We start from the raw sequence: 21,075 nt of genomic DNA, 5'->3' as shown, positions 1-21,075 counted from the left end.
TCGTTACCTCCCTTATTTCTGGTTTTTTAATACTCATTTGTTATCCTTTTACAATTTACCGATACACAGGCGATAAATCCTTTAATCAAATATCAACAATTTTATTTTTTATTATCGATATTCAGCCAAATTGGACATAATTGTGACGTATAAAAATGGTTAATTCTGATTATATTTGTAACAATAGTTCAATCACTTTCTCGTGAAATACGCAAAAAATAGTTATGAATACGACTCAGGAATACAATACAGTTATCGAGCACTGCCAAGATTTATTTATCAAGAAAACGAAAGATTATGGAACAGCGTGGCGTATTATGCGACTTCCTTCTATAACGGATCAAATTTACATCAAAGCCCAACGCATCCGCACCTTAGAGATTAAAAAAGTCTCCAAAGTAGGCGAAGGTATTTTGGAAGAATATATTGGCATCATCAATTACTGTATTATGGGCATGATCCAACTTGAATTAGGTGAGGGTGGAGAAGAAAATTTAAGTCCTGAATTCGTCAATGAAAAATACAAGGAGAAGGTAACCGAAACGCGCGACCTCATGTTTGCCAAAAACCATGACTATGGCGAAGCGTGGCGCGATATGCGTATTTCTTCTTTAACTGACCTGATACTCATGAAGATTTACCGTGTCAAACAGATTGAAGATAATAATGGTAGCACAATTGCTTCAGAGGGAATCCATGCCAACTATCAAGATATGTTAAACTACGCTGTTTTTGCATTAATAAAAATGGGATTAGCTAATACAAAATAAAGTTATGTCAGAAGTCATTAACCATAAACCACAAAAAACAAACTATCTTTTGTGGTTTGCTAGATTATTTACAGGTTTTCTATTTATATTCTCCGGCTTTATTAAAGCAAATGATCCTACAGGATTTGGATATAAACTTGAAGAATATTTCCATGTATTTCATACCGATTTTTTAAATGATTATGCCACCGGCATCGCAATCGTGGTATGTGCTTTAGAAATTATTTTAGGACTATGGCTTTTACTAGGTTTTTATAAAAAGCTTGTCGCCTGGGGATTATTACTCCTGATTATATTCTTTACTTTTCTAACGTTCTATTCTGCATTTTTCGAAGTCGTTACCTCCTGTGGATGTTTTGGAGATGCAATCCCACTAACACCTTGGCAATCTTTCGGTAAAGACCTAGTGTTACTGGCATTCATATTAATTATATTTGTCTATCGAAATCAAATTACACCAGTCATTAAGGAACCCTTTAATCGTACTCTTATAGCCACTATTACTGCTATCATATCTTTCGCCATCGGAATTTACACCTTTATGTATTTACCATTTATTGACTTTTTACCTTACAAGGTAGGTAATAATATCCCTTCGCTTATGGTTTTGCCAGAAGGAAAAGAAGGTGACGTATATGAACAGATCTACAGTATGAAAAATACGAAAACTGGAGCGACTAAAAAAATTACGGATAAAATCTATATGTCTGAGAAAGTTTGGGAAGATACTGCTTGGGAAATAATAGGGGAACCACAAAGCAGATTGGTAAAAAAAGGATATCAGATACCCATTACCGATTTGTTGATTACAGATGCAGAAGGCAATGATCATACACAAGAAATAATCAACAATCCTTATTATAACCTAATAATTGTTGCTAAAGATCTCTCAAAAACTAATTTAGAAGCGATTGAAAGAGTAAATAAGATTGCCACAAAACTAACGCAAGATTACAATCTTCGCATTGTTTTATTGACAGCAAGCTCTTCTGAAGACGCTGATTATCTAAGTGACAAATTACAGTTAATTTCAGAAATATTTTATGCAGATCTAATTCCGCTTAAGAGTATGATACGTGCCAATCCAGGCATCATCTTATTAAAATCAGGAACAGTGATGCAAAAATGGCATTATAATGCGCTACCTGATGCGATAGAAATTGAAAATAGATACTTAAGTTTAGATAAATAATAGCATGCCAAAACCAATATACTTAATTGGCTATATGGGAAGTGGAAAAACCACATTAGCCAAAAAATTAACGAGCAAATTAGCATTACCATTTATTGATACGGACGAAGAAATCGTTAAAGAAATTGGCATGTCCATTACAGAATATTTTCAACTACACGGTGAAGATAAGTTCAGGGCACTAGAACGCAGACACTTACAAAATACCGCCCTACAAGAAGCAATCGTTTCTACAGGTGGTGGTTCGCCATGCTTCTTTGATAATATGCAGTGGATGAATGAAAATGGTATCACGGTATATCTCGAGATGTCACCTAAGTCGCTATTTGACCGTCTTTCTCAGTCAAAACCTAACAAAAGACCTATATTAATTGGAAAAACCGAAGAAGAATTGTTTCATTTCATTAGTGAAAAATTAATAGAAAGAGAACCTTTTTATAAACAAGCACATTTGACAATTGACCATATCAACACTTCTATTGAAGAGCTCATTTTATTACTAAAGAAACACTCATAATCCTTATTATATGCATCATAGAATAAATCTCATTCTATTTGTAACCTTTATTACAGTCATTTTTGCGTCCTGCTTTAGAAGTGGTACTTCCTCAGACGTACTGACTAACAATAAAAATCTTAACTTACAGACAGTAGAGGAGCTTTATCAATTCTTAACATATGATGAAAACCGATATCCGCTTATCAGCTTGCATCGTGGCGGGCCAACAACAGGCTATCCAGAGAACGCTATAGAAACTTTTGCATTCAATGCTAGCTACAGACCCGTTATCGTCGAATGCGATGTCCAATTAACAAAAGATTCCGCATTAATATTAATGCATGATAAAAATCTGGACAGAACCTCAAATGGTTTCTGGCCCTCTTGATAATAAGACACTTCATGAATTGAAGAACTTAAGATTAAAAGACCCCAATGGAAAATTGACACCCTACCGAATTCCAACATTAGAAGAAGCCTTATCATGGGGGAAAGGAAAAGTTATTTTCACTTTAGATGTCAAGCAAGGAGTGCCATACGATTTAGTGATAAGTGCCATTCGTAAGCAAAAAGCAGAAGGCTACGCTGTTATTATCACCTATTCGGCAGATCAAGCAACGGTTGTCCACAATTTAGCACCAGACTTAATGCTATCAGCACCTATAAAAAATACTGCCGACCTAACAAGGCTCAATGAGCGAGATATCCCAGATAATCGTATTATAGCATTTATAGGTACCAGAGAAGCAGACCGAACGCTAATAGAGCATATTCATGGTCATGGCATCATGTGTATTTTAGGTACATTAGGAAACTTGGACAGACAGGCTAAGCAAAAAGGTGATCAGCTATATGCCCGGTTTATCGAAAATGGTGCGGACATCTTGAGCACCGATAGACCCCTTGAAGCGGGTAGAATTTTGGATTTTTATATCAAAAAACGAAATATCACTTCAAAATTCATTCAGTAATGATGAATAGAAGTAATGTTAAAAGCCGTCACAAAAAATAATATCATCCTATCAGATCTCTATATTAAACTGGAGTATTATAAAACGATTACAAGACGTTATTAACCCAAGTTAATCCACATAACACTGGGCATTGTTCTTTACAAGTAAAGTATTCAAATAAAAACAGAGCAGTCCATCTGGATTGCTCTGTTTTTATTTGAATATTATTATTTCTTCATAGTACCCTGATCGCGCAAATGTACATGCCAGCTAAAAGCCTCCTCAATAATATGTGGTGTATGCCCTCCTCGCTCACAAGCACGGTCATAGTAGTCTTGTAGCTGCTCTTTATAATCAGGATGCACACAGTTATCAATAATAACTTGAGCGCGCTCACGAGGCGCTAAACCCCTTAAATCCGCCAAGCCGATATCCGTGACTAAAATATCAACATCATGCTCGGTATGATCCACATGTGAAGCCATTGGTAATACATGCGAAATACGATCCTCTTTGGAAGCCGCTTGTGTTACGAATATACTCAAGTAGGCGTTTCTAGCAAAATCACCAGATCCACCAATACCATTCATAATATTTGTTCCCGAAATATGTGTTGAATTTACATTACCATAAATATCAAATTCAATAGCTGTATTAATAGCGATAACACCTAGACGACGGATTAATCCTGGTGTATTGGATATATTTTGAGGTCTCAAAACCATCTTATCGCGATATTTGTCCAAATTACCAAATACACGATCGTAGCATGGTTTTGAAACGGTAATTGAAGAAGCAGAAGCAAAATCCATTACCCCAGCATCAATCAAATCAAAAGTACTGTCCTGTAGTACTTCTGAAAACATCGTTAAATTACGGAAACTACTATCCTTAAATCCAGTTAAAACTGCATTTGCAACCTTACCAATACCCGCTTGAAGTGGTAATAAACTAGACGTCAAATGCCCCATTTCAACTTCCTTCTCAAAGAAATTTAAAATATGACCAGCAATAGCCGTTGTTTTACTATCGGGCTCCGCTATTTCAGCTGGGCTATCCTCAATATTACTAAAAACGATACCAACAACTTTTGAAGGATCCAGCGCAATTGTTTTACGCCCAATTTTATTTTCAGGAGCAACAATAGGAATCACATTTCGTCTCGGATAATCTTCTGCTTGATAAATATCATGGATACCACGGATTTCCAAGGGAACAGCTGTGTTAATTTCTAAGATCACTTGCTTTGCCAAGGCTGCAAAAGTGGCCGAGTTACCAACTGAGGTTGTTGGAACAATACTCCCATCAGCTTCAATAGCAGCAACTTCCAATACAGCAATATCAACAGCTGCCAAATTTTTATTATGTAATAATTCAGCAGTTTCACTCAGATGTTGATCGATAAATAAGACTTCCCCACTATTAATCTTCGCCCTAAGTGTACGATCAACCTGAAAAGGCATACGTTTCGCCAAAACACCAGCTTCTGCTAATTTACCATCTGTACCATGGCCTAAAGAGGCACCAGTAATCAATGTTATTTTCAAAGGATCAATTCGTGCTCGTTCAGCCAATGCTGGCAAAACAACCTTGCTATCACCCGCTTTTGTAAAACCACTAGAGCCAACTATCATACCATTTTCAAATAGCTGCGCTGCTTGCTCTGCAGTAATTACTTTATCATGTAAACTTTTAAGTTTAATTCTATCGTACGACATATACCTTTAACTTATTTCCTCAATTCACTCATATTAAACATTACATTTTCTTAGTAATTGTTTGAATATTAGAACAAACAATAATAAGCTATTTTTTTCGTGTCAATTTATTGCAACTAGTCACAAAATTATCCAATAAAGACGATATATTTGTAATTATTTAATAATCAGCATCTAATATTTTAAATGCAACAAAGCCATTCGAATTCAATATTTAAAAAAAACAACTAAACAATTGATATACAGGTGTTTAAATATTGTTAAATTCAGGTAAAATTAGCACACACATACTTACAAGAGCAAAACCACAAACATTAACGGTGAGTACCAACTTACATTCATAAAGAAATACGTCGCTTTTGTATAAAAATTTTAACTTTGTAACGGGAAAGGGAAGAAAAACATGAATAAAAAAAGCACTATTATAGACTCAAAATACGTCCATCGTTATTATGTAACAGAGGTTGACTCCTTTGAAGATAGTATCTATTGTCATCACGCCATTATTGGCGAAAATTTCATTGCAGAGCATGTTCATAATAAAGATCAGTTTTTATATACAGAAGGTGGTGTTGTTTTTTTAAAAACTGCAGAAAAATCGTACTTTCTACCTGCTCGCCACTATATTTGGATACCGGCAGGTATTCGACACAGCATTCATCCCAGTACGCCTGACGTCGTCATGCGTAACCTCTATTTTCCAAAATATGAGACCGATCAAGAGTTTTATAAAAAAATTAGTATCTACCCCGTCGATGATCTCTTAAATGAATTGATCATGTTTACAAATAGATGGAATGGTAATATTTTCCCTGTAGAAGAACCGAAGTACTCGCTAGCAAAGGCTTTTAAATTACTATTACCCGAAATATCACAGCATGAATTACCCCTGGCACTTCCTTACCCGAGTAATCAAAAACTAAAAGATATCGTTACTTTCTTAGAAAGTAGAATTGAGGAGAATGTGAGTTTCAAAACACTCTCTCAGAAATTCAACATCAGCGAACGTACTTTAGCGCGACTTTTTCAAAAAGAACTAAACATGTCTTTTATTCAGTACTATACCATATTGAGAATGTTGACGGCACTTAAACTCCTTTTGGATGAAAAATTGAGCGTTAACGAAGTTGCATTAAAGGTTGGATACAGCAGCTTACCCACATTTAGCAATACATTCAATAAAGTAATTGGGGTCAGACCAAGCGAGTATGTTAAGCAAAAACAATTGTTAATCTAATTTTTTTAAGTATTTTAGGTCTCTAATACCTAAAATCTTAATCATGAATTATAAAAAACTATTTTTTAGTTTAGCAGGAATTGCCCTGTGTGTTACAGTTAGCGCCAGTTCATTAAACAAAAAACCAAAAGCAGTACAATTGTTCAACGGCAAGGACATAAAAAATTGGACAGTAAAAATTAGTAAACACGAAGTTGGAGAAAACTATGCAAACACTTTTCGTGTAGAAGATGGTTTATTAAAAGTTAGATACGATGGTTATGATCAATTTGATCAACAATATGGCCACTTATTCTACAATAAAGAATTTTCTGCCTATATCCTTCGTGTCCAATACCGATTCGTAGGTGAGCAAGCAAAAGGAGGAGAAGGCTGGGCGTTCCGCAACAGTGGCGCGATGCTGCATGGTCAAGACCCTAAAACAATGTCAAAAGACCAAGATTTCCCTGTTTCAATTGAAGGTCAATTGCTCGGTGGCGACGGAGAGAACGAGCGCACAACAAGTAATCTATGTACTCCAGGAACCAATGTTGTCATGGATGGAAAATTATTCACTCCTCATTGTGTCAGTTCAACATCAAAAACTTACCACGGTGATCAATGGGTAACAGCAGATTTCCTTGTATTAGGTGATTCTATTATCCAACATTTTGTAAATGGGGAGAAAGTTTTGGAATATCAAAAACCTCAATATGGTGGTGGTAATGTATCCCACTCAGACCTTGCAAAAGAGAAAGCGGGTCAGTTAATCAGTAAAGGCACCATCTCACTACAAAGTGAAAGTCATCCTATTGATTTCAAAAAAGTTGAAATCTATAATCTAGAACCTTATATGAAAAACCCTGCAACTTTAGAAAAGGCAATTGCAGCAGTAATGGAAAAATAAAAGTAAATAAAAAAGTGTCGAATAATTCGACACTTTTTTTTACATTCATTCGCTTGGAAAAGAGAAAATCCAGGGTAAAGTAAAAACATAAAGAAAAGGGATACAGAGAAACTGTATCCCTTTATATATTATACTGAAAGCTTAAACTAATCCGTTAACGAATTTCGTTAACTTAGATTTGTTGTTAGAAGCTTTTTTCTTGTGGATTACATTTTTCTTAGCCAAACGATCAAGCATAGAAATTATACGTGGCAATAAAGTTTTAGCTTCTTCTGGTGTAGCAGAAGTGCGTAATTTTTTAATTGCGTTACGCGTAGTTTTTGCTTGGTAACGGTTTCTTAAACGCTTTGTAGCGTTTGCTCTAATTCTTTTGATCGCTGATTTATGATTTGCCATTTTTTAGCTAATTTTTATTCGTTCTTTACTTAAAATTCGGAATGCAAAAATAACATCTTATTTCTAATATTCAAAATCTATTTTAAAGTTTTCTATACTTATCTTTGCAATATGCAAAAATTATCAATGGATCAGCTTCAACGCGCTGATGTTGAATCGTTCAAAAAACAGGAGAAAACAGCCATAACACTAGTCCTAGACAATGTGAGGAGTATGCATAACGTCGGATCAGCTTTTAGAACAGCTGATGGATTTGCTATAGAAAAAATATTCTTATGTGGAATCACGGCTACACCTCCACATCGCGAAATTGAAAAGACTGCTTTAGGTGCAACCCAATCTATTCCTTGGGAACACATCAAAGAAACCACTGAAGCGATTAACATATTAAAGGAACAAGGATATACCATTATTGCTATCGAACAAGCTGAGAATAGCGTGCTATTGCAAAACTTTATTCCATCAAAAGATGCTAAATATGCTTTAGTATTTGGCAATGAAGTAAATGGTGTAGACGAAGAAGTTATGGAACAAATAGATCATTGCATTGAAATTCCACAATTTGGAACAAAACATTCATTCAATGTCTCTGTCACAATTGGCATTGTAACTTGGGATTTTATTCAAAAAAGCAAGTTCTGCTAACATTTTATCAACTAAGGACATATAAGTATTCATATTACTTCCTATTTCCAATGCAAAATGGTAGATTTGTGATGCAAAATTTTAAGAAGAAATGAGTGTATTAGTTAATAAAGATTCAAAAGTAGTTGTTCAAGGTTTCACCGGAACAGAAGGTACTTATCATGCTAGTCAAATGATCGAGTACGGAACAACCGTAGTTGGTGGTGTTACACCAGGAAAAGGTGGTCAAACGCATTTAGACCGTCCCGTATTCAATACTGTTAAAGATGCCGTAGAAAAAGCTGGTGCTAACGTTTCTATTATTTTCGTACCTCCTGCATTTGCAGCAGATGCGATTATGGAAGCAGCTGAAGCTGGTATCGAAGTAATCGTATGTATTACTGAAGGTATCCCTACTAAAGATATGATTCAAGTAAAATCATACTTGAGCGACAAAAATTCTCGTTTAATCGGACCTAACTGCCCAGGTATTATCACTGCAGATGAAGCTAAAATCGGTATCATGCCAGGCTTTATCTTCAAAAAAGGTAATGTTGGTATTGTTTCTAAATCAGGAACATTAACTTACGAAGCGGTTGATCAAACAGTAAAAGCTGGTCTTGGTATCACTACTGCCATCGGTATTGGTGGTGACCCAATCATTGGTACTACAACGAAAGAAGCTGTAGAGTTATTAATGAATGATCCAGAAACAGAAGCAATCATCATGATTGGTGAAATCGGTGGTGGTATGGAAGCTGAAGCTGCTCTTTGGATCAAAGAAAATGGTACTAAACCAGTAGTAGGTTTCATCGCAGGCCAAACAGCGCCTCCAGGACGCCGTATGGGTCATGCTGGTGCTATTGTTGGTGGTGCTGATGATACTGCAGCTGCTAAGATGAAAATCATGGCTGAGTGCGGTATTCGTGTGGTACAGTCTCCTGCTGAAATCGGAATAGCAATCGCTGAAGAATTAGCTAAGAAAAAATAAGCGTAAGCTGTATACATAAAAAAAGCCTTGCAAGAACTGCAAGGCTTTTTTTATGTATAGCATCTTTTACTTTCCTTTACTCGTAAATTCCCTTAGATTCTTCCCCATTAACATCACCGTCATTCTAGAGTTATCGTACGATTTTACATCAATTAATAAATCTTCCATATTAACGTCATCCTCAATGTTTGACGTTAACATTTGGACCAGTACGCCTTCTTGCTCTATGGCATACAAGGTTTTCAAGTCTGCTTTTTTAATCACATTTTCAAGAGATTTTGATTCATTGGCTTGTTCTGTACCAATTTGGCAGATGACTAAATCTTGAAGATTCATCAACACTGAATCGGAGAGCATTGGCTTAATATCGAAAAATAGGTCTCCATCCTTAAGTTTAGCAACGTCTTTTATATTCTCATTATTAAATCTAAAAATTTTTATTTCTTTTTGATTTTTTGATAGTGAATTTATAAATTCATTAACTTTTGACACTTGCGCCTGTGCGGTAAACCCACTAAAAACGAGTGCGATTGCAATTATTAATTTTTCCATAACTAGTTTATAATTTTAGCTTTTTCATTTTTGTTTTCATAGTATTCAATCATCTTGGATAATTCATTTAAATCCAAATCGGCTTTTATGTCGACAAATACATAATCTTCATCATCTGCTATCCCGAGTAATACGCGTTTAACTTGATCGTTTTTTATCTCCGTATTAATGGTGATTTTTGACCCCTCGCTGTACAAACTCATCAATTCTTCAAACTTATTTTTAACCAAATAGGCATTAAACTTCTTCATGAGGTCATCTTTCCCATTTCCAGAAATTGTCATAATTTTCATTTTTTTAATTTTCCTTAATGCTAAGGCTACAATTGCATCATCTTCATTAAGTTCCTTAATCTTACCTCTCAAAAATGCCTTCGTCATAAACATAGGTACCCGCACTGAAACGACCTCTGTATCATTTGTTAAATCTTTTTTATCAATAAAAGACATGTTCGGACTGGTTTTTACAAAACAACTCTGTAGTGTCAAGCAAAAAAATAAAAGGGCTCCAATAATTATTGATTGTTTCATATCCCGCTTATTTATTATTCACTAACTTATTCACATCATCATAACTCACCTTACCATCGAGAATCATAAAAATCGTGCTCCCATCAGATTGAATACTGAGCAATAAATTTTTAATAACATCTGTAGCCGTATCTTCAGCTAAAAATTTAATTCTATTACCTTCCGAATTTATCGTTATCAGTTCTTCATATTTCAACTTATCAATAGCTTTTGATACATCAGATTGAACTGTTTGATCGGCCTCTTCTAAGATCAGCATCTTTATACTGTTAATTTTAGAAAGCAGAGGTTTAATACTATTAACCTCATTATCGGACAATTTCATTTTATTCAACATACTAAACATCGGTTTACCGATTTTGATCGAAGTCACCCCCTTACCTTCTTTATATTGCTCGAAAATCTCATCTAATTTTGAAATTTGAGCCTGTGCTAAAGTAGAGCACAGCAATCCAATTATTAATAATATCGTTTTCATAATTTCTATAATTCAATACTTAAACATTTTATATTTTCAACTTCTTTCATTCCTTTTTTTAAATTCAAAGAAGCGAATTGCAAGGCGTTTTCAGTAATCCTTAATGCTTCCTCCTCATTTGTTATCCTTACACCATTTACCTCTACATAAAACTCTTCTGGTTCCAGCTGATTATCTGTAGAAGCTAACTCCTTAGCCAAGACCGGTTCTGAATCTGTAGCTGTACCTCTCTGAACTACTGGTGGTCTATGTGACATTTTTTTTGAATGATCTTGAGCCAACCGATCTACTCTACTCCTATCCGTTATAGATGTCTCTTTGAAAGGAACTGCAACATCCGCTGTTTGCTGGATAGGCTGCACTACTTGTTGATCAGGAAAGAACCATACTCCCAAACAAATCAGTAAAACTGCCGCCGCAATGGATGAAGATATGACCCAAATCTTTCTTTTATGTAGCGGATAAACATGCGGTACGTCATTGGTTTTCGCTAAAAAAGAATCAAAATCTAACGGCATCGCATCAGAATTTTGTTCTGACAAAATTGAAAAATAACCATCCTCACTATATTCCTTCAGTAATCTTTCTTCAGCTAAAGTTGTTTCTCCAGCCAAATATTTAGCCTCTAATTGCTTTAATTCTTCTTTCTTCATAATCAAATACTTTTGTCAAATTGACTTTTACAACATTTCGAGCTCGGGACAAATTCACACGTACTGCATTTTCATCTATTCCAACTAAAGTGACAATATCTGCAATTTCATATTCCTCTATATCTCTTAAGAACATAACCAATCTTTGCTTTTCAGGGAGACGATCAATTAATTTCAAAATTAACTCTCTCGTCAATGACGGATATTTTTCCTTTTGAATATCCTCATCAAGCTGTGCCATATATTTAATCTTTACTCCTTCACGGTTCAATCTATTCAATGCTAGATTTTTTGTCATTCGCATGGCATATGCCTCGATATTCGTTATTTTTAATAGCTCATTCCTCGATTCCCACAATTTCAATAAAACCTCCTGAACCAAATCAAAGGCATCATCTTGATCTAGTAAAAACCTATTTGCAAAACGAAATAAGCGATCCTTATGGATGAAGACTGTCGTTTTAAAGGTTTCTTGGTTCATAAATTTTAATTGCTTTTATATAGAAGACAAACTAGGGTATAGAAACATTACATAATTTTAAAAAATATAATTAGTATCATTTCATTATAGAAAATATGCACCCTATACTAAGGAACATAAAAAAACCGAAGCTTTCGGCTTCGGTTAATACATTTAATTATTCATCGGCAGAAGGGCCATATAATCCTGGTACCGGAATATTAAGCAATCTCAAATACACCGTTAACTGACCTCTATGGTGAATAAGGTGATTGGTAATAATGTAACGTACAGCGCCAACTTTTGGCATTCTTGCCATTTCATAGTCACCAGCCTTTAATACCCATTCCTTTAGCCAATATTCTTCAGGCAATTGTTCAATCATTTCCTGATTAGCAATTAAGCCCTTTGCTAGAATACCTTTCAACTCTTCAATGGCATTAATTTTCAACGGTTGATAATCTGTGTTAAAATCGAAGACATCATTTGAAAGAGCCTTAGAGACCCAATTGTGTAGTTCCACTATATGTGCTGCCAATTCTCCTAAACTCCTCGATTTCTCATGCGGTCGCCAATCCAGATGTTCGTCTGTAATACGTTCTAAAATACGCCCAGTATTGTGTGTTTCTCTTTCTAATTCTATTAGAATACTCTTTTTAATACTCATAAACTTACTTTTAAAAAAATTGATTTATTTACACTATCCAAAAATTAACATTAGTATTCCATACCCTCATGAAGATCATGTAAAACCCAATGTTAGTAAAATGATAAGACCAATGTACTTAAACATCATATTGAAGCCTATTTGTTTCATCGAAAAATTACATCAATAAGTCCAAAGCGTATAATGAGTTAAGGGAGTAATGCTATAAGGTTGAATCGTGGCAGCATGGGCAGCTTGCTTTGCAATTTTACTTTCTACATAACTTATAGAAAGCGGAACAAAAGCATTGTACTGGACATTTTCGTTAAATAAAGCCTCATACCAGACACAGGCGGCAATAAATCGGCCATAATTCAAATTAAGATGGTATCCATCACGCGTGAAATGATCGCCTATATAGGTAGTCCTTGCATTTTGTATTGCTGTGCCAGTAGGAACTAAAATAGAGAAATTACCCCAGTGATAAACTTTTTCAGATGTCGATACAATAGCATTGTACATGTTATTTTGGTTGCGCTCATAAAAACTAAACCCACTATGATCAGCATCATGTTGATAGGCCCATGTTTGATGCAAAATATACTTTGTCTCTGGGTATTTTACATGTTGCGTTACATAAGCATATAAAAGAGGTAAATCTTTTACATAGGTTTCATACTTTCCTGAAAGTGGACTTGCTTGTTGAAAACTGATATAATCCCATTGCTCATCCGCCAAAGCTGTAGAAATTTTCATGTGCTCAATTACAGTTTTTTCACCCGACTCATTTATCTTTCGGTAGCTGTAGGCACTGCTATCCCCCAATGCATTTTTAACATGCAATGCTAATGGAGCCCCTCCAATGTATAGATTCCCAATTACTATTTTTTTACCACGAGCATGTGCCAATTCAAATAAATTGTTTTCAATAGCATCTTCCGAAAAACTATTTCCTATGGCCAATATGCGAATAACACCATCATCTAAAGTATTATCACTGGTTTGTGCAACAAGTTTTGATAAAGAAATAAATATAAAAAAAGTAAGAATAAAACTAATTCGAGAACTATACATATGATCGCCTTTTAGAAAGATAATCTCTAAATTAAAGAATATCTTTCAATATGAACAAAGAAAAAGAGCTTCTCTATGGAGAAGCTCTTTCTAAAAGCATTTTTTCTTAAATCTTATCTTTAATCCGTAATACAGATAACGCACCTAATAACATAAAAATACCAGCTAATAAAATTCCATAAATAGAATTGCTATTGAAAAATAGCTTAATCATATAACCACCTAAAAAACCACAAACAATTTGTGGAAATGTGATAAAAAAGTTGAAAATCCCCATATAAACACCCATTTTTTTTGCCGGTAAAGTATCACTAAGAATGGCATACGGCATCGCTAAAATACTTCCCCATGCTAACCCTACACCAATCATAGGAATAATTAAGAAAATAGGATCACTAATAAGAAATATAGAGATCAAACCAAGACCACCCATAGTCAATGAAAAAGCGTGTGTCTGCTTACGACCATATTTATTGGCAATTTTTGCCAAAAACAAAGCGTATATTGCTGAAACACCATTATAAATACCAAACAAGACACCCACCCAATTCGCTGCATCCATATAGAGTTTCGATTTTTCACCATCTTTCAAATAAAAAATATGCTCTGCAATAGCAGGAGTTGTATACACCCACATCATGAAAAGAGCAAACCACGAAAAAAATTGAACTGTACCTAACTGCTTCATGGTGATGGGCATTAATTTAAAATCTTCTGCGATAGCAAGTAGGCCAGAACGATGCTTCGTATTTTCTACTTCTAAAACAGCATCTTCAAAAGAAACAATTTCTTCGGGCGAATACTCTTTGGTAGTACACAACGTCCATAATATGGATAGCAACAATATTGCAGCTCCACAATAAAAAGAATAAATGACATTTGGAGGAATCATTCCTTCAGCAGCAGTTCCTTCCACTCCAAAATAATGAGCTAGTACATAAGGTAACCAAGAAACCTACCACTGCCCCAAAACCGATAATAAAAGTTTGGATAGAGAACCCTAAACTTCGCTGTGCGCTCGGTAAATTATCCGCGACCAAAGCTCTAAAAGGTTCCATGGTAACATTTATTGAAGCATCCATAATGGTTAACATACCAGCTCCTACTAACAAAGGAGGTAACAAGGCCGTGAATAAAGCGGCATTTGGCATTAATATCAGCGCTATTGCTGTTAAAATGGCACCAATCAAAAAATAAGGTTTCCTACGACCTATCTTATTCCATGTGCGATCACTATAATAGCCAATAATCGGCTGTACGACCATCCCCGTAATGGGAGCTGCTAACCAAAAAAGTGATAAATGCTCAACATCTGCTCCAAATGTTTGAAGAATGCGTGATGCATTACCATTTTGAAGGGCAAACCCTGTTTGAATGCCCAAAAAACCGATGCTCATATTGATGATTTGAACCGTCGACATTTTTGGTTTATGCAGTTTTGAAGTCATAATTTTTATAGCTTAGTGGTTATGCACATGGTTTAACTGTACCTTCCTCTCCGTTAAAAATAACACTAATTTCTTGATTAGACTTATTGATCAGTTCAAAATCATCTTGCTTTATTTTTACAAATAATTTAACCCCTCTAAACTGAACATGAAACGCATAGCTCTCCCAAGTTTTGGGAATAAAAGTTTTAAAACTTAAGGTATTGTCTTTCACGCGCATACCCGCAAACCCTTCTACTATTGACATCCAAGATCCAGCCATCGATGTAATATGTAACCCATCTTCAGTATCGTTATTATAATCATCTAAGTCCAATCGAGCAGTTCTTAAATAGAACTCATAAGCTTTAGCCTCATTTCCAAGTTTTGAAGCTAAAATAGCATGAACACAAGGCGATAACGAACTTTCATGAACGGTTCTTGGTTCATAAAAATCATAATTTCTTCTTATGGTTTCCAAGTCATATTGATCTTCGAAAAAATATAAGCCTTGCAATACATCGGCTTGCTTAATAAAACATGATCTTAAAATACGATCCCAACTCCATTTTTGATTGATAGGCCGCTCCTTCTCCGGTAAATCAGAAACTAAGACTTGCTCTTTATCTAGATAGCCATCCTGCTGTAAGAAAATATCCAATTCGGTATCTATTGGATAATACAAATGATCAATAATATGTTGCCATTCTACAGATTCCTCGTTATTAAAACCAACTTTTTCAAACAGACAAACTAATTTAGTATGGTTACTGTCTTTTAAAGTAAGGATGGATTCCAAGGTATATTTTAGACACCAACCTGCAATGGTATTGGTATACCAGTTATTATTGACATTGTTTTCATATTCATTCGGACCAGTAACTCCCAATATGACATACTTCTCCTTCTCAGCACTCCAGTTCACCCGCTGGGCCCAAAAACGACTGATTGCAATCAACACTTCAAGTCCATAATTTTCGATATAAGACCAATCGCCAGTATACCTTTGATAATTATAGATGGCAAATGCAATTGCTCCATTACGATGAATCTCCTCAAAAGTAATCTCCCATTCGTTATGACATTCTTCTCCATTCATCGTTACCATAGGATATAGAGCAGCGCCATTTGAAAAACCAAGTTTCGTCGCATTCTCAATCGCCTTATCCAGATGTTGATAACGATATAACAATAGATTGCGCGCAACATCAGCTGGTTGCGTTGCCAGATAGAAAGGCACACAATAAGCTTCTGTATCCCAATACGTCACCCCACCATATTTTTCTCCTGTAAAACCTTTTGGGCCAATATTAAGGCGCGAATCTTCACCCGTATAAGTTTGGTATAATTGAAATATATTAAATCGAATAGCTTGCTGAGCAGCAACATCTCCTGTAATTTGGATATCACTTTCATTCCAGAAATTTCCCCATGCCAAGGCTTGTTTATTTCTTATTTCTTGATAGGACAAAGAAGAGATGTTTTCGAGGTTTGCTTTTCCTAATGACATCAATTCTGCTGCTGCATGATTTTGAGAACTTACAATAGAAACACGTTTTTCAATGGAAAACACATCATTAATACCCACAGAAACTGCTACAGTTTCAGAAATACATGATCGTTCTTTTGATAATTCAGATTCAATTGCCACATCATTAATCGTAAATTTATTCACTAAATCGGCTCGAACAATAAAATTAGTTTTCTTTGTTTTCATCGTTACATGTAGCTGTGAATTCAGCGAACCACTTGAAATAAAACTCCAAAAATGTTCATCATAATTACTATCGCGATTCACAACATCCCCTTCCATATATGACACAACCTGTAGAGAGGCTTGCTGATTAAGCACCTGAATAGTATACTTTAAGGAAGCCGTCTCAGATTGGAAAAGGTGAAATATTCTCGTACTCTCAATACGAACCTCTGTACCATTTTGAAGTTTTGCATCAAAAGATCTTATTAGCAATCCATTTTTCATATCGAGTCTACGTTGAAAACTCCGCACATCACAATTTGCTAAATCCAATAATTCATCATTTATTTTTACATGAAGTCCGATCCAATTTACTGCGTTAATTACTTTAGCAAAATATTCAGGATATCCATTCTTCCACCAGCCTACTCGCGTTTTGTCAGGATAATAAATCCCCGCTAAATATGATCCCGAAAGTGTTTTTCCACTGTAATCTTCTTCAAAATTCGCACGCTGTCCCATTCTTCCGTTTCCAATAGAAAATAAACTTTCTGAAACTTCATTATATGCAGGACGAAAGCCTTCTTCTATAATATTCCACTCATCGTGGACAATATAATTCTTCATTACAAAATCAAATTACTAATTCAAAACCTCCATCAAACTACAGACTGACAAGTCAGCTCCCTTTAAATGAGAAACCAACGCCAATTACTTTCATCCCTGCGGTTACTGCTGCATCAACCCCAGCCTGTGCATCTTCAAATACAAGGCATTCTGATGGTTTCAATTTTAGTTGACCTGCCGCTTGTAAAAATACTTCTGGATGAGGTTTAGACAGCGTAACACTATTACCATCTACAAGGGCATCAAAAAAACAAAACATGCCCGTTTTCTCGAGAATAAGTGGTGCATTCTTACTTGCAGATCCTAATGCAATCAGAAAACCATGCTGCTTTAACCAATGTAGCAACGCTATAGATCCCGGTAAAATATCATCTTCTTTCATCTGGGCAACAAATTCCAAGTACCATCTATTTTTTAATGCTGCCCATGCTATTTTTTGATTTTCGGATGCGACTACATGTGCCCAATTCAATATCTTTTCCAATGAATCGATTCGACTAACACCTTTTAACTGTTCATTTTGAATCTCTGTAAAATCAAAATCGAATTCTTGAGCAAGCCTTTTCCAAGCTTGAAAATGGAACACAGCGGTATCTACCAAAACACCATCCAGGTCAAAAATCACCCCTTTTACTTTCTCCAAGAGATCTAATACGCTTTTCATTTTTATTTTTTTAAATCAAACATGCGTGTTTGATAAGGATAGCATGTTATTACTAATGGTATATCTTATTCAACATCTGTTAAGCTATTTTTCATTTGTATGACGCCTTTTTAAATTTCCCTAAAACCGAGGTAAGCACAGCATAATTTTTTGCGCATTACGATTTGTAAAAATGGATACCCTTTATTCTCTCGAACATGCGGTGTAATTCCATATTATAATACCGGATTACTTTAACGAGTATGTGCGGATCAATTGTAGATTGTCGGCTTTCATTCCGTAACATTTATGCAATGATTCGATCCTTTAAATCGGAAAATTATCTTGATAAACGGCATAGGACAGCTGAAGTAGTATAAAAACACTACTCAACAATAGGCATATCATCAGGTAATAAAAGTTTGGTAAATAGGGAGCATGAGCTCCCTATATTTTAGTTCTTAGAAATTTTTGCAGAATACCCTGATGCCGTCCGCGACAGTTCAATCTCATACTTGCCTGCAGCCTCAATCACTATATTTGCTCCATCTTGTTGCAAAGACGAAAGTGTGCCACCAATATTGATTGTCCAATCATCATCCATTCTGAATTTTAATTCCCCAGCAGTCAAGTTTAATGTTACTTTCCAGGTATAGATACCTTTACTGCCGACAAATTTCATGTCCGTATCACTGTCCCAGCCATCCGGAGTCGCACTACCGATAACACCCCACGTTGATTTGGTCAATTCATATGTTTTCGCTTCTGAATCCATACGAATTCTATAAAAATCATCCTCAGAAACTGTGATATTTCCAGCATCGCCATCTTGTAATAAAATTCCCTCAGACGCACCTTTACCAAAAGCATCCGTCCAGTCTACATTCGTCGGCAAAAACTTGATTCCTGAACCATCAACTGTGACGTATTCAAAAATTTCGAACTTTGTTTTACTTTCTTCATCGTACAGACTCATCGGAAGTGCTAACGTTGGCTCCCATCCTGCAGCTATGGAACCCCCTACCACAAACATCTGTGGATTACTCTCCGTAAATGTTATAGGTTTTGTCTTCTCTATAACCTGTCCTCCAGAAGTATAAGTTATTTTCAGCAATGCCTCTCCAATCCAGGATTTTTCATTTGGAATATCAAAATCCTTTGACAAAATAAAGGTATTGGGATCAACAGTAATATGTTCTGTAAGCAGCATTTCGCTGTCATTTACCGGAACAATCGCAAATGTAAATTCCTTAATATTATTAGCTATAAAACCAACTTTTAGTTTTTTCCCAACTTGGATAGTGGACAATGTATTTTCATTGATTGAAACGATAGGGTCATCGATACCATGTTCTACTTTTTTACAAGAAGACAAGAAGCTAAAAACCCCAATACATAAAACTAATAGTAATCGAAATATTTTAGATATTTTCATAATTTATATCATTTAAAGATTATAACCAGGATTCTGATCCAATTTATTATTATTTGCTCTAGCCCTTGCTGGGATTGGAAACAATCGTTTATATTCTTCGCCAGGATTTGCAGGCTTAAACAATTGCGCATCTTCCCATTTACCAAAGCGGATCATGTCTGTTCTTCGAGTCAATTCAAATGTAAATTCCAAGGCACGCTCTTTATAGATAGCTGCCAATGTCAATGTACTTGCTGTAAAATGTTTCTCTGGATTGATAGGAAATGCACGTTTACGTACCTGATTAGCGGCGTCCACTGCTTGCGTTACACTAGCTGCTGTAGCCCCCCTTAAAACGGCCTCTGCTTTCATTAATAGCACATCTGCTAGACGGAAAACAACGACGTCATTTCCTGCATTATTACTGATTTGATTTTTATCAGGATAATATTTAATGCATCGAGCTCCAGCTAAACGCCCACCATCATCTGCCCCACCTATATCAAAATCAGAACCAGGTAACAAGTTATAAGCATATGGATCCAAAACCACATTAAGACCATTATAATCCAACGGCTGTCCCGTAGAATTATATTGCTGACCAAATAGCCATTGTTTTTTGCGATTATCCGCATTATCAAACAGATCAAAATAAGCAGGTTGAGCACTCCATCCATTCCAAGGATTAATACTCAATTCAAAAGTTTGACGATGTCCGTAATGCAACACCCGATTAAACAAGGTATTACCTGTAGCACGAGAAGCATCATATGGAATAGAAAAAATTGGTTCAGGATTTGATGCGCCATTATCTGGTTTAAACTGTGTCAGGAAATCATTTTCTAAAGCATATTTCCCAGAATTAATCACGGCATCACTATGTTCGACCACCTTGTTCCAATTCGCAGTACCACTATATACCTGTGCATTTAGATAAAGTCTTGCTAATAAAGTATGTGCAAACCACTTGGTAGGTCGACCATAAGTAGCCTCACTTTTATCCTCGCTTAAATTTGGCAGATTTTCTTCTAAATCTTGAACAATAAATTGATAAACTTCTGCTCTAGGAGTAGTTGCAGGCAACTCTGTACCGGTATCAAAACTGATTACCAAAGGTATATTTCCATATGCATCCAGCATCAAGAAATAATACCAAGCACGCATAGCCTTTATTTCAGAAATAGTCTGAGCTTTTGTTTCTGATTCTGGAGCTTTTTCTAAAACACTTAATACACGGTTACAAGTACCAATGGCATTGAATCCCCAATCCCAATTATTCTGAACCACTTCATGTGAAGCTGACCAAGTATGATAATGCATATCGCGCCATTTTCCCCCATCAAACCAATCGCCTCCTCTTGTTGGAATAATCACTTCATCGGTTCCCGCAGATTGCAGGCTGAAATAATTATCAAAGTAACCTCTAGCAGCAGTATATACAGGCCCTGTTACTGCAATAAATTGTTCCGGCGTTTTAGGAAACGTATCTTCGGTATATGCGGAATACATCTTATCGTCGAACTTTGTGCAAGACTGTCCTGCTAACAAAAGCCCCGCGAATAAGAATAAATTAATTTTACTGAATCTCTTTTTCATAACTAATTGTGAA

24 protein-coding genes are annotated in these 21,075 nt (G+C 35.6%); 9 read left to right on the top strand and 15 right to left on the bottom strand.

The genetic code is table 11. From position 1 onward, the window contains the following. Positions 1-224 precede the first annotated feature (224 nt). The 5 genes from ACFX5U_RS02885 to ACFX5U_RS02865 are packed head-to-tail and all read left to right on the top strand — an operon-like array spanning position 225 to position 3,432. Positions 225-770 (top strand): DUF1599 domain-containing protein, encoded by a 546-nt coding sequence (locus tag ACFX5U_RS02885; protein ID WP_280570574.1) that lies wholly within the window; start codon positions 225-227, stop codon positions 768-770. A gap of 4 nt (positions 771-774) precedes the next feature. Then, positions 775-1,962, top strand: a complete 1,188-nt coding sequence (locus ACFX5U_RS02880; RefSeq protein WP_400262443.1) for a BT_3928 family protein — start codon at positions 775-777, stop codon at positions 1,960-1,962. A gap of 4 nt (positions 1,963-1,966) precedes the next feature. Continuing rightward, a complete protein-coding gene (locus ACFX5U_RS02875; RefSeq protein WP_038696101.1) occupies positions 1,967-2,479 on the top strand; it encodes a shikimate kinase in 513 nt (170 codons plus the stop codon). Between the two features lie 10 nt (positions 2,480-2,489). Beyond that, positions 2,490-2,849 (top strand): glycerophosphodiester phosphodiesterase family protein, encoded by a 360-nt coding sequence (locus ACFX5U_RS02870; RefSeq protein WP_400262442.1) that lies wholly within the window; start codon positions 2,490-2,492, stop codon positions 2,847-2,849. Further along, the gene (locus ACFX5U_RS02865; RefSeq protein ID WP_400262441.1) at positions 2,803-3,432 is read left to right on the top strand and encodes a glycerophosphodiester phosphodiesterase family protein; all 630 of its coding nucleotides are present in this window, start codon (positions 2,803-2,805) and stop codon (positions 3,430-3,432) included. The genes ACFX5U_RS02870 and ACFX5U_RS02865 overlap by 47 nt, the downstream gene beginning before the upstream one ends. A 209-nt stretch (positions 3,433-3,641) precedes the next feature. Here the strand turns inward: ACFX5U_RS02865 and ACFX5U_RS02860 are convergent, their stop codons facing one another. Next, positions 3,642-5,132, bottom strand: a complete 1,491-nt coding sequence (locus ACFX5U_RS02860; RefSeq protein WP_400262440.1) for a succinate CoA transferase — start codon at positions 5,130-5,132, stop codon at positions 3,642-3,644. A gap of 403 nt (positions 5,133-5,535) precedes the next feature. On the opposite strand from ACFX5U_RS02860, the gene ACFX5U_RS02855 reads away from it, so the two are divergent. Next, positions 5,536-6,369 carry an AraC family transcriptional regulator gene (locus ACFX5U_RS02855; RefSeq protein WP_280570583.1) on the top strand — a complete coding sequence of 278 codons (834 nt, stop codon included), beginning with the start codon at positions 5,536-5,538 and terminating at the stop codon, positions 6,367-6,369. Positions 6,370-6,412: 43 nt separating this feature from the next. Next, positions 6,413-7,255 (top strand): DUF1080 domain-containing protein, encoded by an 843-nt coding sequence (locus tag ACFX5U_RS02850; protein ID WP_280570585.1) that lies wholly within the window; start codon positions 6,413-6,415, stop codon positions 7,253-7,255. A 141-nt stretch (positions 7,256-7,396) separates the two neighbouring features. Here ACFX5U_RS02850 and rpsT read toward each other — a convergent pair whose 3' ends face one another. Then, positions 7,397-7,651 carry a 30S ribosomal protein S20 gene (rpsT, locus tag ACFX5U_RS02845; RefSeq protein ID WP_038696094.1) on the bottom strand — a complete coding sequence of 85 codons (255 nt, stop codon included), beginning with the start codon at positions 7,649-7,651 and terminating at the stop codon, positions 7,397-7,399. Positions 7,652-7,762: 111 nt separating this feature from the next. Here rpsT and ACFX5U_RS02840 point away from each other — a divergent pair, with 111 nt between their 5' ends. Further along, a complete protein-coding gene (locus tag ACFX5U_RS02840) occupies positions 7,763-8,296 on the top strand; it encodes an RNA methyltransferase (protein ID WP_038696092.1) in 534 nt (177 codons plus the stop codon). 91 nt (positions 8,297-8,387) lie between these two features. Then, the gene (sucD, locus tag ACFX5U_RS02835) at positions 8,388-9,266 is read left to right on the top strand and encodes a succinate--CoA ligase subunit alpha (protein ID WP_038696090.1); all 879 of its coding nucleotides are present in this window, start codon (positions 8,388-8,390) and stop codon (positions 9,264-9,266) included. 66 nt (positions 9,267-9,332) lie between these two features. Here the strand turns inward: sucD and ACFX5U_RS02830 are convergent, their stop codons facing one another. The 13 genes from ACFX5U_RS02830 to ACFX5U_RS02770 all read right to left on the bottom strand — a co-directional run bounded on the left by ACFX5U_RS02830 (position 9,333) and on the right by ACFX5U_RS02770 (position 21,062). Beyond that, complete coding sequence (locus tag ACFX5U_RS02830; protein ID WP_400262439.1) at positions 9,333-9,818, bottom strand: hypothetical protein; 486 nt, start codon at positions 9,816-9,818, stop codon at positions 9,333-9,335. Between the two features lie 2 nt (positions 9,819-9,820). Further along, positions 9,821-10,348, bottom strand: coding sequence for a DUF4252 domain-containing protein (locus tag ACFX5U_RS02825; protein WP_400262438.1), 528 nt, complete (start codon positions 10,346-10,348; stop codon positions 9,821-9,823). A 7-nt stretch (positions 10,349-10,355) separates the two neighbouring features. Beyond that, positions 10,356-10,826, bottom strand: coding sequence for a DUF4252 domain-containing protein (locus ACFX5U_RS02820; RefSeq protein WP_280570593.1), 471 nt, complete (start codon positions 10,824-10,826; stop codon positions 10,356-10,358). A 5-nt stretch (positions 10,827-10,831) separates the two neighbouring features. Further along, the gene (locus tag ACFX5U_RS02815; RefSeq protein WP_400262437.1) at positions 10,832-11,479 is read right to left on the bottom strand and encodes a hypothetical protein; all 648 of its coding nucleotides are present in this window, start codon (positions 11,477-11,479) and stop codon (positions 10,832-10,834) included. Further along, positions 11,445-11,960 carry an RNA polymerase sigma factor gene (locus ACFX5U_RS02810; RefSeq protein WP_038696080.1) on the bottom strand — a complete coding sequence of 172 codons (516 nt, stop codon included), beginning with the start codon at positions 11,958-11,960 and terminating at the stop codon, positions 11,445-11,447. The genes ACFX5U_RS02815 and ACFX5U_RS02810 overlap by 35 nt, the downstream gene beginning before the upstream one ends. A 157-nt stretch (positions 11,961-12,117) precedes the next feature. Continuing rightward, a complete protein-coding gene (locus ACFX5U_RS02805) occupies positions 12,118-12,606 on the bottom strand; it encodes a DinB family protein (RefSeq protein WP_400262436.1) in 489 nt (162 codons plus the stop codon). Between the two features lie 162 nt (positions 12,607-12,768). Continuing rightward, positions 12,769-13,659 (bottom strand): DUF4886 domain-containing protein, encoded by an 891-nt coding sequence (locus ACFX5U_RS02800; protein WP_400262435.1) that lies wholly within the window; start codon positions 13,657-13,659, stop codon positions 12,769-12,771. 106 nt (positions 13,660-13,765) lie between these two features. Then, a complete protein-coding gene (locus tag ACFX5U_RS02795) occupies positions 13,766-14,575 on the bottom strand; it encodes an MFS transporter (protein ID WP_400262434.1) in 810 nt (269 codons plus the stop codon). Beyond that, positions 14,556-15,107: an MFS transporter gene (locus ACFX5U_RS02790; RefSeq protein WP_400262433.1), complete on the bottom strand. Its 552-nt coding sequence runs from the start codon at positions 15,105-15,107 to the stop codon at positions 14,556-14,558. Before ACFX5U_RS02790 ends, ACFX5U_RS02795 begins: the two co-directional genes overlap by 20 nt. Before the next feature lie 19 nt (positions 15,108-15,126). Beyond that, positions 15,127-17,409 (bottom strand): family 65 glycosyl hydrolase domain-containing protein, encoded by a 2,283-nt coding sequence (locus ACFX5U_RS02785; RefSeq protein WP_400262432.1) that lies wholly within the window; start codon positions 17,407-17,409, stop codon positions 15,127-15,129. A gap of 52 nt (positions 17,410-17,461) precedes the next feature. Then, entirely contained in the window at positions 17,462-18,073 is a 612-nt protein-coding gene (gene pgmB / locus ACFX5U_RS02780) for a beta-phosphoglucomutase (RefSeq protein WP_400262431.1), read from the bottom strand. A 433-nt stretch (positions 18,074-18,506) separates the two neighbouring features. Further along, on the bottom strand, positions 18,507-19,487 hold the full coding sequence (locus ACFX5U_RS02775; protein WP_280570614.1) for a SusF/SusE family outer membrane protein: 981 nt from the start codon (positions 19,485-19,487) through the stop codon (positions 18,507-18,509). A 12-nt stretch (positions 19,488-19,499) separates the two neighbouring features. After that, positions 19,500-21,062, bottom strand: a complete 1,563-nt coding sequence (locus tag ACFX5U_RS02770) for a RagB/SusD family nutrient uptake outer membrane protein (RefSeq protein WP_400262430.1) — start codon at positions 21,060-21,062, stop codon at positions 19,500-19,502. Between the last annotated feature and the right edge of the window lie 13 nt (positions 21,063-21,075).

The organism is Sphingobacterium sp. SG20118 (assembly GCF_044740685.1).
Lineage (GTDB): Bacteria > Bacteroidota > Bacteroidia > Sphingobacteriales > Sphingobacteriaceae > Sphingobacterium.
The sequence above is the reverse complement of the archived record's forward strand: the minus strand, read 5'-3'. Positions and strand labels throughout refer to the sequence as shown.

Excerpts from the sequence above, each read along its gene's own strand:
- ACFX5U_RS02800 (WP_400262435.1), bottom strand. The coding sequence starts at position 13,659 with ATGTATAGTTCTCGAATTAGTTTTATTCTTACTTTTTTTATATTTATT.
- ACFX5U_RS02865 (WP_400262441.1), top strand. The coding sequence starts at position 2,803 with ATGATAAAAATCTGGACAGAACCTCAAATGGTTTCTGGCCCTCTTGAT.
- sucD (WP_038696090.1), top strand. The coding sequence starts at position 8,388 with ATGAGTGTATTAGTTAATAAAGATTCAAAAGTAGTTGTTCAAGGTTTC.
- ACFX5U_RS02885 (WP_280570574.1), top strand. The coding sequence starts at position 225 with ATGAATACGACTCAGGAATACAATACAGTTATCGAGCACTGCCAAGAT.
- ACFX5U_RS02810 (WP_038696080.1), bottom strand. The coding sequence starts at position 11,960 with ATGAACCAAGAAACCTTTAAAACGACAGTCTTCATCCATAAGGATCGC.
- ACFX5U_RS02860 (WP_400262440.1), bottom strand. The coding sequence starts at position 5,132 with ATGTCGTACGATAGAATTAAACTTAAAAGTTTACATGATAAAGTAATT.
- ACFX5U_RS02830 (WP_400262439.1), bottom strand. The coding sequence starts at position 9,818 with ATGGAAAAATTAATAATTGCAATCGCACTCGTTTTTAGTGGGTTTACC.
- ACFX5U_RS02815 (WP_400262437.1), bottom strand. The coding sequence starts at position 11,479 with ATGAAGAAAGAAGAATTAAAGCAATTAGAGGCTAAATATTTGGCTGGA.
- pgmB (WP_400262431.1), bottom strand. The coding sequence starts at position 18,073 with ATGAAAAGCGTATTAGATCTCTTGGAGAAAGTAAAAGGGGTGATTTTT.
- ACFX5U_RS02790 (WP_400262433.1), bottom strand. The coding sequence starts at position 15,107 with ATGACTTCAAAACTGCATAAACCAAAAATGTCGACGGTTCAAATCATC.
- ACFX5U_RS02825 (WP_400262438.1), bottom strand. The coding sequence starts at position 10,348 with ATGAAACAATCAATAATTATTGGAGCCCTTTTATTTTTTTGCTTGACA.
- ACFX5U_RS02840 (WP_038696092.1), top strand. The coding sequence starts at position 7,763 with ATGCAAAAATTATCAATGGATCAGCTTCAACGCGCTGATGTTGAATCG.
- ACFX5U_RS02855 (WP_280570583.1), top strand. The coding sequence starts at position 5,536 with ATGAATAAAAAAAGCACTATTATAGACTCAAAATACGTCCATCGTTAT.
- ACFX5U_RS02820 (WP_280570593.1), bottom strand. The coding sequence starts at position 10,826 with ATGAAAACGATATTATTAATAATTGGATTGCTGTGCTCTACTTTAGCA.
- ACFX5U_RS02775 (WP_280570614.1), bottom strand. The coding sequence starts at position 19,487 with ATGAAAATATCTAAAATATTTCGATTACTATTAGTTTTATGTATTGGG.
- ACFX5U_RS02850 (WP_280570585.1), top strand. The coding sequence starts at position 6,413 with ATGAATTATAAAAAACTATTTTTTAGTTTAGCAGGAATTGCCCTGTGT.
- rpsT (WP_038696094.1), bottom strand. The coding sequence starts at position 7,651 with ATGGCAAATCATAAATCAGCGATCAAAAGAATTAGAGCAAACGCTACA.
- ACFX5U_RS02770 (WP_400262430.1), bottom strand. The coding sequence starts at position 21,062 with ATGAAAAAGAGATTCAGTAAAATTAATTTATTCTTATTCGCGGGGCTT.
- ACFX5U_RS02870 (WP_400262442.1), top strand. The coding sequence starts at position 2,490 with ATGCATCATAGAATAAATCTCATTCTATTTGTAACCTTTATTACAGTC.
- ACFX5U_RS02880 (WP_400262443.1), top strand. The coding sequence starts at position 775 with ATGTCAGAAGTCATTAACCATAAACCACAAAAAACAAACTATCTTTTG.
- ACFX5U_RS02805 (WP_400262436.1), bottom strand. The coding sequence starts at position 12,606 with ATGAGTATTAAAAAGAGTATTCTAATAGAATTAGAAAGAGAAACACAC.
- ACFX5U_RS02875 (WP_038696101.1), top strand. The coding sequence starts at position 1,967 with ATGCCAAAACCAATATACTTAATTGGCTATATGGGAAGTGGAAAAACC.
- ACFX5U_RS02785 (WP_400262432.1), bottom strand. The coding sequence starts at position 17,409 with ATGAAGAATTATATTGTCCACGATGAGTGGAATATTATAGAAGAAGGC.